14 protein-coding genes are annotated in these 14,706 nt (G+C 39.8%); 3 read left to right on the forward strand and 11 right to left on the reverse strand.

Features of this window, described 5'->3' with window-relative positions; translation table 11 throughout:
* The first annotated feature begins 7 nt into the window (after positions 1-7).
* Together D0T60_RS14290 and D0T60_RS14295 are read left to right on the forward strand one after the other, a co-directional pair.
* The gene (locus tag D0T60_RS14290; RefSeq protein WP_163218786.1) at positions 8-391 is read left to right on the forward strand and encodes a MerR family transcriptional regulator; all 384 of its coding nucleotides are present in this window, start codon (positions 8-10) and stop codon (positions 389-391) included.
* Between the two features lie 11 nt (positions 392-402).
* Positions 403-1,242, forward strand: coding sequence for a Bro-N domain-containing protein (locus D0T60_RS14295; RefSeq protein ID WP_163218787.1), 840 nt, complete (start codon positions 403-405; stop codon positions 1,240-1,242).
* Positions 1,243-1,277: 35 nt separating this feature from the next.
* On the opposite strand, the gene D0T60_RS14300 is transcribed toward D0T60_RS14295, so the two are convergent.
* From D0T60_RS14300 to D0T60_RS14350, 11 genes are all read right to left on the reverse strand, one after another.
* Complete coding sequence (locus D0T60_RS14300; RefSeq protein WP_163218788.1) at positions 1,278-3,542, reverse strand: bifunctional (p)ppGpp synthetase/guanosine-3',5'-bis(diphosphate) 3'-pyrophosphohydrolase; 2,265 nt, start codon at positions 3,540-3,542, stop codon at positions 1,278-1,280.
* Positions 3,543-3,571: 29 nt separating this feature from the next.
* Positions 3,572-4,849 carry a lytic transglycosylase domain-containing protein gene (locus tag D0T60_RS14305; RefSeq protein ID WP_163218789.1) on the reverse strand — a complete coding sequence of 426 codons (1,278 nt, stop codon included), beginning with the start codon at positions 4,847-4,849 and terminating at the stop codon, positions 3,572-3,574.
* A 29-nt stretch (positions 4,850-4,878) separates the two neighbouring features.
* Positions 4,879-5,616: a DUF5683 domain-containing protein gene (locus tag D0T60_RS14310; protein ID WP_163218790.1), complete on the reverse strand. Its 738-nt coding sequence runs from the start codon at positions 5,614-5,616 to the stop codon at positions 4,879-4,881.
* A complete protein-coding gene (locus tag D0T60_RS14315; RefSeq protein WP_163218791.1) occupies positions 5,617-6,504 on the reverse strand; it encodes a ParB/RepB/Spo0J family partition protein in 888 nt (295 codons plus the stop codon).
* A 20-nt stretch (positions 6,505-6,524) separates the two neighbouring features.
* Positions 6,525-7,289, reverse strand: coding sequence for a ParA family protein (locus D0T60_RS14320; protein WP_163218792.1), 765 nt, complete (start codon positions 7,287-7,289; stop codon positions 6,525-6,527).
* 226 nt (positions 7,290-7,515) lie between these two features.
* Positions 7,516-8,823 carry a DUF58 domain-containing protein gene (locus D0T60_RS14325; RefSeq protein WP_163218793.1) on the reverse strand — a complete coding sequence of 436 codons (1,308 nt, stop codon included), beginning with the start codon at positions 8,821-8,823 and terminating at the stop codon, positions 7,516-7,518.
* Complete coding sequence (locus D0T60_RS14330) at positions 8,823-9,794, reverse strand: MoxR family ATPase (protein WP_163218794.1); 972 nt, start codon at positions 9,792-9,794, stop codon at positions 8,823-8,825. Before D0T60_RS14330 ends, D0T60_RS14325 begins: the two co-directional genes overlap by 1 nt.
* A gap of 14 nt (positions 9,795-9,808) precedes the next feature.
* The gene (locus D0T60_RS14335; protein WP_163218795.1) at positions 9,809-11,020 is read right to left on the reverse strand and encodes a DUF4350 domain-containing protein; all 1,212 of its coding nucleotides are present in this window, start codon (positions 11,018-11,020) and stop codon (positions 9,809-9,811) included.
* On the reverse strand, positions 11,017-11,640 hold the full coding sequence (locus D0T60_RS14340; protein ID WP_163218796.1) for a DUF4129 domain-containing protein: 624 nt from the start codon (positions 11,638-11,640) through the stop codon (positions 11,017-11,019). The genes D0T60_RS14335 and D0T60_RS14340 overlap by 4 nt, the downstream gene beginning before the upstream one ends.
* 8 nt (positions 11,641-11,648) lie before the next feature.
* Complete coding sequence (locus D0T60_RS14345) at positions 11,649-12,584, reverse strand: hypothetical protein (RefSeq protein ID WP_163218797.1); 936 nt, start codon at positions 12,582-12,584, stop codon at positions 11,649-11,651.
* The gene (locus D0T60_RS14350; protein WP_163218798.1) at positions 12,565-13,527 is read right to left on the reverse strand and encodes a stage II sporulation protein M; all 963 of its coding nucleotides are present in this window, start codon (positions 13,525-13,527) and stop codon (positions 12,565-12,567) included. The genes D0T60_RS14345 and D0T60_RS14350 overlap by 20 nt, the downstream gene beginning before the upstream one ends.
* A gap of 107 nt (positions 13,528-13,634) precedes the next feature.
* Here D0T60_RS14350 and D0T60_RS14355 point away from each other — a divergent pair, with 107 nt between their 5' ends.
* A complete protein-coding gene (locus D0T60_RS14355; RefSeq protein WP_163218799.1) occupies positions 13,635-14,366 on the forward strand; it encodes an RDD family protein in 732 nt (243 codons plus the stop codon).
* Positions 14,367-14,706 lie beyond the last annotated feature (340 nt).

Here is a 14,706-nt window from a genome sequence, read left to right on the forward strand (position 1 = left end):
TGTGAAGATGCCACTGAAAGATAAGAAAGATTTTAAGCTATATTACTCTATTGGCGAAGTAGCACAAATGTTTAACGTCAACGAGTCTTTACTTCGTTTTTGGGAAAAAGAGTTTCCACAGATCGCTCCTCATAAAACAGTACGTGGCACAAGACAGTATCGTAAAGAAGACATAGAGACCATAAAACTCGTTTATCATTTAGTGAAGGAGAAAGGTATGACACTACCCGGAGCCCGACAGAAGCTCTCCGATAACAAAGAGAATACCACCCGAAACTTTGAGATCATCAGTAGATTGAGAGATATAAAAGAGGAACTGTTATCCATAAAAAAAGAGTTAGATGGGTTTCCTAACTCTCAATCGGATAATAGACAAGAGAATCACAGTTAAAACAGAAAGACATGACAAAGAAAGAATCTTTAAAACTATTCGAAGATAAGAAAATCCGTACCATTTGGGATGACGAACAAGAAAAATGGTATTTTTCTATTGTAGATGTAATAGCTGTATTAACTGATAGTGTGGATCCTCAAGCCTATTGGCGCAAACTAAAACAACGTCTAAAAGAAGAAGGAAATGAAACCGTGACGAATTGTCACGCTTTGAAGATGCAAGCAGCTGATGGTAAAATGAGAATGACGGATGTAGCGGATACAGAACAATTATTCCGACTTATTCAATCCATACCATCACCCAAAGCAGAACCTTTCAAACAGTGGATGGCAAAAGTTGCCAGCGACAGGGTAGATCAATTACAAGACCCGGAATTATCCATTGATCAAGCAATTATGGACTATAAGCGGCTTGGTTACTCCGACAACTGGATAAATCAACGTATCAAAAGCATCGAAGTACGTAAAGAGCTTACCGATGAATGGCAACGTAGTGGAGTTGATGGTGTACAATACGCTTCACTTACTGACATTATCACCAAAGAATGGAGCGGACGCACCACAAAGGAATACAAAAAACTGAAAGGGCTGAAAAAAGAAAATCTTCGAGACAATATGACTAACATTGAGCTTGCTTTGAATACGCTTGCAGAAGCTTCTACTACGGAGATATCAAAACAAAGAAATCCAAAGGGTTTTAATCAAAATGCAGCAACGGCAAAAAGTGGTGGTAGCGTAGCAAAAGTAGCAAGACAACAACTTGAATCACAACTCGGGCGTTCTGTTATTTCTTCTGAGAAAGCGAAAGATTACTTATTACCTGATAATGAAATGGGCAAAGACGAATAATTGCCCATCCCCCTCCATCTCGAAGTTACCATCCTCTACTCCTGAACACGAGTAACCATTTTTATATCAGACACTTTCTTCAGATTATCGATAATCTGTTTCACATCATCCACATCATGAACAAAAAGCTGGAATTTACCTTCAAAAATGCCTTCTTCACATACGATATTTACATTCTTGATATTTACCCCCAATTGGCGAGATATCACCTGAGTTACTTCATTCAGCAAGCCAACACGATCAATTCCTTTCAAAACAATGTAAACTAAGAAAGAGAGAGATTTATGTAAATCCCATTCGGTGGCAATAATCCTATTTCCATAGCTGCTTTTCAATTTCACAGCTACAGGGCATTGCCTTTTATGAATAGTTACTTTATTCCTTTCATCCAAATATCCTAATACATCATCGCCCGGTATAGGATTACAACAGGTAGCTATCACATAGTTTTTCTGTATAGCATCTTCTGTTAGTTTGAGAATTTTTTTGGGATTGATAACTTCTTTCGAAGTTTTTTCTTCAATCTCATTTTCTTGTTTTTTGGATTGCTTGCTGTCTTTATTATTGCTACCAAAAGAGAATGTTAAATACTTTTTCCAATTAGAACTCTGTTTTTCTTTCAATACATTCCTATCATTGTCACCCAGGATAATCATCCGACTACCAATAGCTGCCAATAGTTCTTCTTTGGTGTGTATATTATGTAGGTTCAACAATTTATCATAGTTAACTATTTCCGGGCGTATGCCTTCTTCAAGCAAAAACTCATTCAGTACAGTTTCTCCTTTCTTTTGATAATTACGTTGTTCTTTCTTTAAAATCGCAGATATCTTCGAACGCGCCTTAGCAGTAGTGGCAAACGTCAACCACTGTGGTTGTACACGCTGAGATTTGGATGTTAATATTTCTACCTGGTCGCCACTCTCCAACTTATGACTGAGAGGCACCAATTTATGATTCACTTTGGCTCCAATACAATGCCGTCCAATATCTGTATGCAGAGAGAAAGCAAAGTCCAATGCCGTAGCATTTTGAGGCATCGTTTTAATTTCTCCTTTAGGAGTAAACACAAATATTTCCGAAGCAAACAAGTTCAGCTTAATGGTATCCAGAAAATCAATTGCATCAGGCTGAGGGTCGTCCAGAATCTCTTTAATGGTACGCAACCATTTATCAAGTTCGCCTTCATCTTCGCCTCCGCCACCTTCTTTATACTTCCAATGGGCTGCAAATCCTTGCTCGGCTACATCATTCATACGATCACTTCGGATCTGCACTTCAATCCACTGACCGTTATTGCCCATCAATGTTACATGCAACGCCTCATAGCCATTTGCTTTAGGATGACTCACCCAATCTCGTAATCTGTCAGGATGAGGTTTGTATATTTTAGATATTGCTACATAGATATTAAAACACTCGTTCAATTCCTCAGCCGAATTCTTTGGTTCAAAGATAATACGTACGGCGAGCAGATCAAAAATTTCATCGAACGGCACATGCTTAGTTTGCATTTTATTCCAAATGGAATAAATAGATTTGATACGGGCAAGAATATAATACTTAATACCCATCGCATCTAACTGACTACGAATAGGAGCCGTAAATTGCTGAAACACCTCATCACGCTCAGCAGCCGAGGCATGTAGCTTGTTCTCTATTTCTTCATATTCTTCCGGGTGTTCATACTTAAAGCTAAGATTTTCAAGCTCAGTCTTTATTTTATGAAGCCCTAAACGATTAGCTAAAGGAGCGTATATATAAAGCGTCTCACCTGCTATTTTCAATTGCTTATTGGTGGCTAACGACCCTAATGTACGCATATTATGAAGACGATCGGCTATCTTAATCAAGATAACACGTATATCGCTCGACATAGTGAGCAGCAGTTTCTTAAAGTTCTCTGCCTGAGCCGAAGCTTTATCGCCAAATATACCACCGGAAATTTTAGTTAGCCCGTCGACAATCTGTGCTATTTTCGGCCCGAAGATATTTTCAATATCCTCCACTGTATAATCAGTATCCTCAACTACATCATGCAATAAAGCCGAGCATATAGAGGTAGATCCCAAACCAATTTCATTACACACAATCTTTGCCACAGCCAACGGATGCATAATATAAGGTTCACCGGATTGTCGTTTAATTCCTTTATGCGCCTGATTGGCGAAATTAAATGCTTTGGTTATTATTTCAACACGTTTACGATGTTTGGTAGAAAGGTAATCATTCAGTAATTCCTGAAATGTCTGTTCAATCAATTCATCGTCCGATATATTATATAATGCGTTATTATCCATAGTATATTTAGTTAGACCGCCGGGGGCAACTACTTCTTTTTATATATTTTCAGTTGTTTACCGGCAATAATCTTATTGTTCCTCATATTATTCCAACTCATAATATCGTTTACACGTACTCCATATTTAGTGGCAATAGTAGACAACGATTCTCCATTTCTGATTTTATGATAAACCAATTTGCCGGAAGCAGAAGCAGAGCCGGAAGATGTTCTTCTGGAAGAAGAAGCCTGAGACGCTTTCACGTCAACTGTTCTTCGATTCTTAAACAATTCATCTGCCCGATGTGCATAAATGCTATCTTGGTTACTTATAAATGCACATATCTGATTATGCGGCAAACGAAGCGTATAAGGTTTAGAATCCCCCGGAATTATATGATTCTTGTATTGTGGATTCAAACTCGCCAACTGATCTACAGAGATATTACATAAATCGGATATTTGCTCAAAATGCAGTTTACGAGTGATCTGTAATGTATCTGTATCTGCCGGGATATTAGTTTCCATGGGGCAGATATTATGATTGCAATAATAGGTCATTACATAGTTGGCAGCAATAAAGGCCGGTACATATCCACGTGTTTCTCTGGGCAGATACTCATAGATTTCCCAGTAATCGGTTTTACCTCCGGAACGTCGAATGGCTTTATTTACATTACCCGGCCCACAGTTATAAGCTGCAATCACAAGATTCCAGTCTTTATAAATATCATACAAATCTTTCAGATAACGCGCAGCTGCCCAGGTTGACTTAATAGGATCTCTTCTTTCATCTACTAAGCTGTTAGAAGATAAGCCGTAAATCTGCCCTGTCTTTATCATAAACTGCCATAAACCCGAAGCTCCTGCACGAGATACGGCAGACGGATTCAACGCAGACTCAATAATAGGCAAGTATTTTAATTCTATAGGAAGCCCATAAGCATCTAATGCCTCCTCAAAAATAGGCATATAGAAGTTCGAACTGGCAAGCATCAATGAAACCTGATTGCGCAACCGCACATTGTAGGTATCTATAAATTTACGTACCACCTCATTATATGTCATTTCCATAATGGTAGGTATACGCGAAAGGCGATCAATATATACCGAGTCGGGAAACTCCGGGTTCACTTTGGAAGTATTACAATCCTCGTCCGAAACAATGAAAGTACGTACACGCCAGTCGCTTAACAAACTATCCATCGGGAAAGTCATTCCTTCGGGAAGGGGTATATCTTCATTCACATCTTGCCCTTTTACCTGTGTTGTAAACAGGAAACAAAAAACAAGCAGGCAATAGCCAAATAAATTAATAGATTTCATTTACTCTAATCCTCTCTTTTTCTTTCTTCTTAAAATCTAAAACTGCATTGCAGCCCCACTGCATTATTCTTTCGATGCAAATTATCATTGATTACTGTAGGCTCTAAACGCATACTAATATCATCGGATATATCAAAATTAGATAACTCCGCATCCACGTATGCATCTACTATTGATAACAAATATACCCCAATAAAAGCAAAAACACTGATATCACGGTAACGTCTATAATAATCTTTTCGTTTTTTTAATAAAGAAGGGTATCGCCCGGACATATCTCCTTCAACAATTGTTTCGTTAGTTCTTATAAAATCGTAATAGCTCTTTGTCTGCGGATCTCCGTCCATAATATCCATATAAGCTTTTGAGTAATCCCTATACATATTATTATTCCAGTTCAGTGCATAAGCACAGCCTGCGAACCCTCCATATATAATAGGTAGTTTCCAATACTTACGATTATAGATCTGACCTCCTCCGGGGAATATAACAGCCAACCATGTAGCTGTTTGTGGTTTAGGCACCCATACTTTTTTCTCTTTTATCGGTTCCAGAGGAATACTATCCAGTTTTATTTCAGGCGAGACAGAAGCCTCCAACTTTTCAAGACTCTCTTGGTTAACCCGTTCTAAACTATCAGCAATAATCCTCTCCGATTCAACAACCAACGAATCCGGTTGCTGTGCATACACATCAATCCCTGCCACCTGTAAGAAACAGAGAAGCAGGGCTATCCGTAATTGGTATTTTATGCTCTTCTTTATCATTTATTTCTTCAACGAATCAAACATTTCCATGATTCGTTCTAACTCTTCCTCATTACTAAACGGAATACTTATTTTCCCTTTCCCTTTATCGGAACAAGTAAGCTGAACCTTTGTATTGAAAAAGCCCGAAAGTTGTTGTTTCAACACATTAAACTCTTCCGGTAAACGCGCATTCTTGGGGGTCAACTTTTTAGAACCACTCTTAACGGTTTCTCCTTCGCCCAAAGATTTTACAATTTCCTCAACCTTACGAACAGAATAATCATGCTTGCGGATTTCATCAAACACTTTGACTTGCAATTTCGGATCATTCAAGGCAATCAATGCACGGGCATGCCCCATATCAATTTCCTTATTTTGCAAAGCCATTTGAATTTGCGCAGGAAGTTTCAACAATCTCAAATAGTTGGCTATGGTAGTACGCTTCTTCCCTACTCGCTCGCTTAAACGTTCTTGTGTAAGACTATAGCGTTCAATCAGTTGTTGATAGGCTAAGGCTATTTCAACGGAATTCAAATCTTCGCGCTGAATATTCTCAATGAGTGCCATCTCCATCACATTCTCATCGTCGGCGGTACGTATATAAGCAGGGATACGTGTAAGCCCGGCCTTTAATGAAGCACGATAACGGCGCTCTCCTGCAATAATCTGATATTCATCTTCCGACAGCTTACGCAATGTAATCGGTTGAATAATACCTATTTCGGCAATAGAGTCCGACAATTCCTGCAAAGCTACCTCATCAAACTCCCGACGTGGTTGGTTGGGGTTAACAGATATTTTAGAAAGTTCTATCTCGTTGATAGAAGAAGAACCTTCGGTTTTTACATCATCCATAGAGAGTAGGGCGTCGAGTCCTCTTCCCAGGGCATTTCTTTTCTGTGCCATATATAACTATTCCTCGTCTATTAACTATTCTTGTCTATCAGCTCTTTAGCCAATGTCATATAATTCTTTGATCCATTAGATTCGGCATCATATAATATGGTAGGTACTCCATAACTTGGTGCCTCGCTCAACTTCACGTTACGCTGTATAGCCGTCTGAAATACAAGCTCCTGGAAGTGTTTTTTCACCTCATCGTAAATCTGGTTAGCCTGACGAAGACGAGAATCATACATTGTAAGCAAGAATCCTTCAATCTCCAGGTTAGGATTCAATTTCGATTTAATGATCTTTATGGTATTCAGAAGTTTACTAATTCCTTCCAAAGCAAAATATTCGGCCTGTACCGGAATAATAACCGAGTCGGCAGCAGTAAGTGCATTAATGGTAATCAATCCCAATGAAGGCGAGCAGTCAATCAGAATATAGTCATACTCATTCTTTAGAGGTGCTAATACCTCTTTCATTATTTTCTCGCGATTGGGCAGATTTAGCATCTCGATTTCTGCTCCCACCAAATTGATGTGCGAAGATATCACCTTTAGTGAATCTATGTCTGTGTCGTGAATGGCTTTCTTCACATCTGCTCTATCTATAAGACATTCATAGATAGTACATTCCGACTGTTTAATGTCTACACCCAGTCCGGACGATGCGTTTGCCTGCGGGTCAGCATCTACTACCAACACTTTCTTCTCAAGCGTAGCCAGCGAAGCTGCCAGATTAATCGTAGTCGTCGTTTTTCCTACACCACCTTTTTGATTGGCTAAAGCAATAATTTTTCCCATACAGTTTCATTTTGTTACGAGGCGAAATAAGTAATTATCACTCAGAGCACCTACGAAAAAAGAAAGTCTTTGCAATATTTGTTGATAAGTCCCCGGTTTTGTTAATAACTACAAGGTCATATCACGCTAACTTTCTTGAACTTACTACATTCAAGATCGCAAATATACAGATTTTCGGCGAATAACGGCGAGGGATTAAATAATGATGAATTATAAATGATGAATTTTAACTATGAGTACCCTTCATCTCCAGATACTTATTTATTACATCTACCGAGAGACTCTCGGGAGTAGTCAGCAATGAATAGATGCCGTGTTGCTTCAGAGTAGACACAATCAGCCTCTTCTCAAAAGCAAACTTCTCTGCAATGACTTGCTGATAATATGCCTCGGTACTTTCCGGAGTCTTTTCTATTTGCTCTTTGAGTTCGGCATCTTCAAAGAATACTACCAGCAAACGGTGCTGCCGGGCCAATTGTTTCAAATAAGGCATTTGCCTGTTTAAGCTTGCTATGGTATCAAAATCGGTGTAGAGGATAAGAAAGCTACGCTTATTTAAATATTTACTTAAATGTACACAAAGTGCCGAGTAATCGGTTTCCTTAAAAGATGTTTTCTGCTGATACAATCCCTCCAACAGTGCTTGCATCTGTCCGGATCTTCTGGAAGCAGGAATAAAGCTATCGAAATGGTCGTTGAAAGTAACCAGGCCGGCTTTATCTTCTTTGTGGATAGATACATAAGAAAGAACCAGCGAAGAATTTATGGCATAATCCAATAGTGTTATTCCCCGGAAGGCACGTTGCATCACACGCCCTTTATCTATTACACTATATATTTGCTGCGATCGTTCGTCCTGATACACATTCACCATCAACGTATGTTTGCGGGCGCTGGCTTTCCAGTTGATTGTTCGGTAATCATCCCCTTTTACGTATTCTTTGATATGTTCAAATTCCGATTGATGCCCAATACGACGTATCTTCTTAATACCCAATTCGGTTAGATTATTGCTCATTGCCATAATTTCGTAGCGATGAAGCATTAAATAAGAAGGGTACACTTTAATTGATTCCGGTTCTCCACAGGTAAAACGACGGGATATCAAGCCGATAGGAGTGGCTGCAAATACACGAATCTTACCAAAGTTATAGACTCCTCTTTGCGTGGGCCGAAGTTTATACTCGATATTCTTTCCTTCTCCGCTCTCAAGTGATAACCTGAAATCAATATTGCGTTGCTGAAAGATAACGGGTATTTCGTCTATTACCTTTAAATGGATAGCAAAAGAATAACGGTTTTCTACTCTTATCTGTACCGGATTGTCGTCTCCATTGGAGAAACGATCCGCGCAAGTTCTCGATGCTGTAATTCCTCTGACGGCATATAACAACCAACAATCAACCACCAGTGCAATAAGTAATACAACAAAAGCGAGCTGCCCTATTATAAACAGAGAACTGAATGCATAGCCAACCACAAACAGCAGAATAATCAGCGTGCAAACCAAATAAAACCGTTGGTTCAGAAACATTATTTAGGTACTTCTACTTTGTCAATCAATCTTTGGGTTACTTTTATGGGCGAATAGCCTTCCATCTCTGCCTCTGCGGTGAGTATCAAACGGTGCTGCAATACATAAGGAGCCACAAATTTAATATCTTCGGGAGTCACAAAATCTCTTCCCTGCAATAATGCGTAGGCTTTGGATGCTTGCAACATAGCTACCGAAGCACGAGGCGAAGCTCCCAGGAAAACAGCTTTGCTGGTACGCGTCTGCTGTATAATCAGGGCGATGTATTGCAACAAAGTACGTTCCACAAAAACCACTTCGGTTAACTTACGCAATGACAGAAGCTCTTCTTTGGTGATTACCGGTTTTATATCTTCCAGCTTCACCAAGTTGGAACGGGTATGATGACGCTCCAAGATATCTACTTCTTCTTCCAAAGAAGGATAATCCATGGTGATCTTCACCAGAAAGCGGTCGAGTTGTGCCTCCGGAAGCTTATAAGTTCCTTCCTGCTCTACCGGGTTTTGAGTAGCGAGAATCGTATAAAGCTCTCCCATCTTATAGGTGTTTCCGTCGACACTGATTTGCCTTTCTTCCATCACCTCGAACAAAGCAGATTGGGTTTTGGCAGGAGCACGATTTATCTCGTCAACCAATACGACATCTGCAAAGATGGGACCTCTATGAAAGTCGAACTCATTGGTCTTCATATTAAATACGGTGGTACCCAATACATCACTGGGCATCAAGTCCGGCGTGAATTGTATACGACTGAAATCCGCGTCTATCAATTTGGTGGTAAGTCGGGCAAGCAATGTTTTAGCTACACCGGGCACTCCTTCCAGCAGCACATGTCCGTTGGCAAGGATGGCAGTTAGTACCAGATCCACTGTTTTTTCCTGACCTACTATGACTGTGGCGATATGTTGTTTCAACTCTTTCATCTTGCTGGAGAAAAGGGTTAAATCTGTTCGCGTATTCATTTCTTCCATAAGGCTGTATGTGATTATAATTGGTTGATTATCTTATTCATTTGATCTATTGTTCTCTTCATTTCTTCCTCCTCTACCCTTCTTTCTCCACGAGAAACCGGACGCAGGTTGCGGAAGAGTTGTTCAATCTCTCCCTTATCCATTCCTGTTTTATCTGATATAACTTGCGCCAGGCGGCGATCATCTTCCTCATTATCAATGTCTACCTGAATATTCCTGCGCAATGTCTCCGCAAAATAAACATACTTCTTCCAAAGCAAGTCTGTATGATCTTTCTTCTGGAAATAGAGTGTGCCTATCAGCTTTACAAATTCAACGGTTTTATTCTCCAGTTTACGAACCACGGGGATGGGTCGCTGTTTACGACGGGCTGTGAAAACCATAAACAGCACAATTACCGCCATAGTTATATATAAAGCCCACCTGAGCGATGGTTGCGAGAGAATATAACGGAAAGGCGTTTCATCTTCATATCCGGTAGCCCCTGCCCCGTAAGCTTCCGTACGAACAATGGGTGCTCCTTTTAGTTGTGTAAGCAAACGAAAGATCAGCGCAGCATTGTTATTATCCAACATTCCGTAATTAGTAAACAACAAAGGAGTTGATACTAAAATAACTTCTCCTTTACCTACTTCTCGTTTAATGGCAATCGTCGAGCCATCTTTCTTCTTGGCAAGTGCAGTCTTTAACGAATCTCTTTTATAAAAGGTAGCATAACAAAGTTGAGACTTCAGGTAATACTCAGCCTCGTTGTACACAGCATCTTTCTGCCAGCAGATAGTATCCTGATTATATACAAAAGAGGTAGCATATTTCTTAAATTGCTGTATATTAAAATACCCGTAATGCATTTTAAAGCCAAGTGTATCGCCCAGTAAATAACCAAATTGGGAGGCCACCAACATTATTTTATTCCCTTTCTCTGCCATAGAAAGAACTGCTTCCACATCAGGTTTTCCTAACTGAAGCTGATCGGCAACAACCAACACATTCCGGTTTTGAGTCGAATCTTCGGCTAATTGATAAAGGGTATGATCGCATATTGTATATTCCGTATCTAAGGAAGATAACACTACATCATCGAAAATTGCCGACCCAAATGGTTGTTTATCATACCGGCTATAGGTGGGTATCCAGCTAAACTTCTTGGGTCTATTGTGCTCCACGGCAAATAGAATGACAAGGAATACCAATATACAAATAATATATATACTGTTTCCTTTCATCCGTTTCCTCCTTTGAACATCTTTTCCTGTTGCTGCCTCATCTCCTGAAAAAGCAACTCAGAAGCTTCGAAGTTTCCATAACGAACCCGCAAAAAGCTATTGGTCAGGTTGCGGAAAGACTCTTTCATTCCTTCGGCTTTTACCTCATAGATATATTCGGTAGGTGTTTTATACAATTGCCAGTCTATCAGCTCCTTATCGCTTAATTGCTTGAGGGTTTGGAGGTATAATAAACGAACGGCTTCTTTATAATCCGATCCCGAAAGGGCGCGTTCTATTTCTTTATTGAAATCTATTCCGTAAATGGTATCTTCGTGTACGGTATACTGCAACGGCACTTTACGCGAGCGCATAAACAGTTCGGGGCGTTTACGGTACAAAAACCAAACCAGCAACAATACAATTGCCACAAAAATAAGTACCAGTACGAGTTCTCCGTAATCGTTTGCAAACTTACTGCCAAAGAACTTTCCCAACAACTCATTCAACCACCGAAGCAACAACTCATAGATGTTCACATCCGGCATCATGAGCTCCCGATTATAGTTATACGCAGGATCAGATTGCCACCGGGCAACCTTCTCCGCATTGTATGCTATAGTATCGGTGGGGTGAAGCATGCTGTTATTTATAGATTTTCGAAGTTATCAATATCACTTTCAACAGATACACGGCTTACTTTTTCGCTGGCATGGCTATATTGATAGGCCAATCCAAGGCAAACAAGAATTGCAGACAAATAGCCACTGAAAGATTGAAGCACTCCTAACACATACAGCATAAATTTATAGCCAACAGAAACATCTCCTACCGTATCGCTTTGACTAAACATATTCTTCACCATAGTGCTGACCGTCAGAGGAGTAGAGAACACTCCCTGAACAACTGAAGCCAGAATAGCCGTTACCAAATATATGGCAAGTACACCACCGAGTGTAGCAAAACCTAAACGATAGCTTTTACTCAAAGCTCCGAATACACTATTTTGCTCCATCAGGTAAGTTGCCGGCCAAATCAATAAAGGAAAAGAAAACACAATCAGTGCAGGTATAGTAAGTATTAAGGTAAATGGAGTAACAGCAGCCAGCAGCCCAAGCACTAACGCCACCCCAATATACAATAATAAGGATACAAGAAACATAATAAGACAGCGTCCGATATTACCTATTAACGGAGATGTAATGTTGGATAATGTAATTCCCTTCAAACCCTCTTCTCTTTCATTGTACGTTTTCAGCAATGTATAAACAAGAGAAAGAAGCAGAAACTGCCCTACAAAAGACGACAACATCAGCCCTACATAATTAATCAAAAAACCTTCCTGGTCGAAAGGAAGAACTCCACGATTTATCTGACTCTGAAAAGCCGGATTGTAAAGCAACCCTGCCATACTCATTACGGAACCGGTAAAGATTCCCTGTATTAAGCTTACAGGCAGAAGCAAATAGGTGGTAGTTTTCAGCAGAATCTTCCAATTCTCTTTAATAAAATCGAAAGCTGCATTTATCTTGTCCGAGAAAGAGCGTTGTACATAAAAGGGGATTTTAGTTTTTTCTGTTTCCATGATGTATCTTATTGGGTAAATAAATATAGTAAAATAGAATAAAAGCCAACGATAATAGTATAATCCCTAACCGGATAGCCACCGGCAAGTGAGTGTGTCGGGTTATAAAACCTTCTATAAATCCGGCCAGCATAAAAACAGGCACAGTGCCTATAACTATTTTCAATCCTTTCTTCGCTCCATGCATAAAGGAGGTAAGGCGGGAATAAGTTCCGGGAAATAGCCATCCGTTGCCTAATGCCAGTCCGGCCGCTCCTGCCACAATAATGGCCCAAATTTCTAATGTACCATGCAGCCAGATAGCAAGCATCGATTCTCCCAACAAATCGTGTTGAAAAAAGAATGCCTGAAAAGCACCTACCATTATACCATTCTTTACTAAAAGAAGTCCGGTGCCGAAGCTGGTTAATAAACCAAAAACAAATGTATTGAACGAAACCATTATATTATTCAGGGTGATGCCCAGCGTCATCGCCACTTCGCTCCCTCCGTTATAAACCGCCATTGGTTCTCCATTGGCTATATTGCGGAGCGTCATATCTATATATTGATTTCCCATGATAAGACGGGCAAACGTTTCATCATGCAAGGTAGATACCACCCCTATCAATACACTGATGGCGAAAACTGTAAAGGATATTAGTAACTCCTTACGGGCATTATACATGGTTTGCGGCACCTCAGATGTCCAAAAGGAAACAACGCGTGTCCATTTCTCCCGCTTATTACGATAAATCACATTATGTAAAGAAGAGGCGAGATTATTTAAGTAGATAGTAATACGCGAGTTCGGGTAGTGAGTTTGCGCAAAAGCCAGATCGGCGGTCAAGTCCATATAAGCGTCGGCCAATTGGTCGGGACTAAGTTGGGAGGCTTTCTCCACCACTTCTTCCGTTTTCCTCCATTTTTCTATATTCCGACGAATAAATACGACTTCTTTCATTGATTACTTTATCCCGTTGCCGTGAAACTTTCAGTTTAGCGAGAGACAAAAGTAAGAGAATTATCATATATTTGCAATCAAAACGCACAAATAGTTTCAAAAGAGAAATGGCTACATCCACCATCATTACAGGACAGTTTGTTCGCATCAACCAGGTATCTGCAAGTCTTGGCGATCGTCTGATTGCTAAATTCATTGATTATGTGATACTCTTTTTGTACCTGATATCTACCATTTATATAGTTAGTTTATTCAGGCTTACTTCTTTTTCCGATGTAACGATGATCGTTTGGGCAATTATCATTTATGTGCCTTGGATTTGTTATTCTCTGCTTTTCGAAGTGTTTAACCAAGGGCAAAGTCCGGGTAAAATGCTTCTCAACATTCGCGTGGTAAAGGCAGATGGCAGCACCCCTACTTTTAGTTCTTATCTGCTCCGATGGTTGCTCTATATAGTAGACGTTCCTTTAACCGGAGGTTTGGGGCTACTCGTTATATTATTATCCAAAAACAATCAACGATTAGGCGACTTGGCGGCCGGCACTTTAGTTATTAAAGAAAAGAACTACAAGAAGATACAAGTCAATCTGGATGAATACGATTATTTAACGGACAGTTATCGCCCTACCTTTCCACAGGCTGCCGACTTATCTTTGGAACAAGTCAATGTTATTTCCAAAACTTTGGACGCACCTCCCGGCAAACGTTGGCAAATGTTGCAATTGTTATCGAAGAAAATTAAAGAAGTGCTTGGTATTCACTCCACAGAACTAAACGATGAACAATTTCTACAAACTTTAATAAGAGATTACCAATATTATGCATTGGAAATTATCTAATTTTATTTTTCCCTCAGAAAGTTTTTCCTTCAAAAAAGTACCGCAAGTCCCACCTCGAAGACAACCACCTAATATTCAAGATATTACACAGGTGTAACTTCCCATAAAAAGTTCCATCAAGTACCACCAAAGTCCCATCTTTTCTTGTTTCTATACACAAAGTCTGCTTATCCACCATCCTATTCTTTTCTCATCTCCCTTTGTTCATTTACCCACTAATTAGATAAAGTTTTTCTACACCCGGGTGTATCATTCGGGTACATCCGGGTGTAAAATACAGGTAGACCCGGGTGCACAAGCCTCATACATCCGGGTCTACAAAAAGAGAAGAAAGTTTTAC

Origin of the sequence: Bacteroides sp. 224, from assembly GCF_010500995.1 — a bacterium.
Taxonomy (GTDB): Bacteria; Bacteroidota; Bacteroidia; order Bacteroidales; family Bacteroidaceae; genus Bacteroides.

Coding starts and splice junctions, on each gene's coding strand:
- D0T60_RS14290 (WP_163218786.1), top strand. CDS start 8: ATGCCACTGAAAGATAAGAAAGATTTTAAGCTATATTACTCTATTGGC.
- D0T60_RS14295 (WP_163218787.1), top strand. CDS start 403: ATGACAAAGAAAGAATCTTTAAAACTATTCGAAGATAAGAAAATCCGT.
- D0T60_RS14300 (WP_163218788.1), bottom strand. CDS start 3,542: ATGGATAATAACGCATTATATAATATATCGGACGATGAATTGATTGAA.
- D0T60_RS14305 (WP_163218789.1), bottom strand. CDS start 4,849: ATGAAATCTATTAATTTATTTGGCTATTGCCTGCTTGTTTTTTGTTTC.
- D0T60_RS14310 (WP_163218790.1), bottom strand. CDS start 5,616: ATGATAAAGAAGAGCATAAAATACCAATTACGGATAGCCCTGCTTCTC.
- D0T60_RS14315 (WP_163218791.1), bottom strand. CDS start 6,504: ATGGCACAGAAAAGAAATGCCCTGGGAAGAGGACTCGACGCCCTACTC.
- D0T60_RS14320 (WP_163218792.1), bottom strand. CDS start 7,289: ATGGGAAAAATTATTGCTTTAGCCAATCAAAAAGGTGGTGTAGGAAAA.
- D0T60_RS14325 (WP_163218793.1), bottom strand. CDS start 8,823: ATGTTTCTGAACCAACGGTTTTATTTGGTTTGCACGCTGATTATTCTG.
- D0T60_RS14330 (WP_163218794.1), bottom strand. CDS start 9,794: ATGGAAGAAATGAATACGCGAACAGATTTAACCCTTTTCTCCAGCAAG.
- D0T60_RS14335 (WP_163218795.1), bottom strand. CDS start 11,020: ATGAAAGGAAACAGTATATATATTATTTGTATATTGGTATTCCTTGTC.
- D0T60_RS14340 (WP_163218796.1), bottom strand. CDS start 11,640: ATGCTTCACCCCACCGATACTATAGCATACAATGCGGAGAAGGTTGCC.
- D0T60_RS14345 (WP_163218797.1), bottom strand. CDS start 12,584: ATGGAAACAGAAAAAACTAAAATCCCCTTTTATGTACAACGCTCTTTC.
- D0T60_RS14350 (WP_163218798.1), bottom strand. CDS start 13,527: ATGAAAGAAGTCGTATTTATTCGTCGGAATATAGAAAAATGGAGGAAA.
- D0T60_RS14355 (WP_163218799.1), top strand. CDS start 13,635: ATGGCTACATCCACCATCATTACAGGACAGTTTGTTCGCATCAACCAG.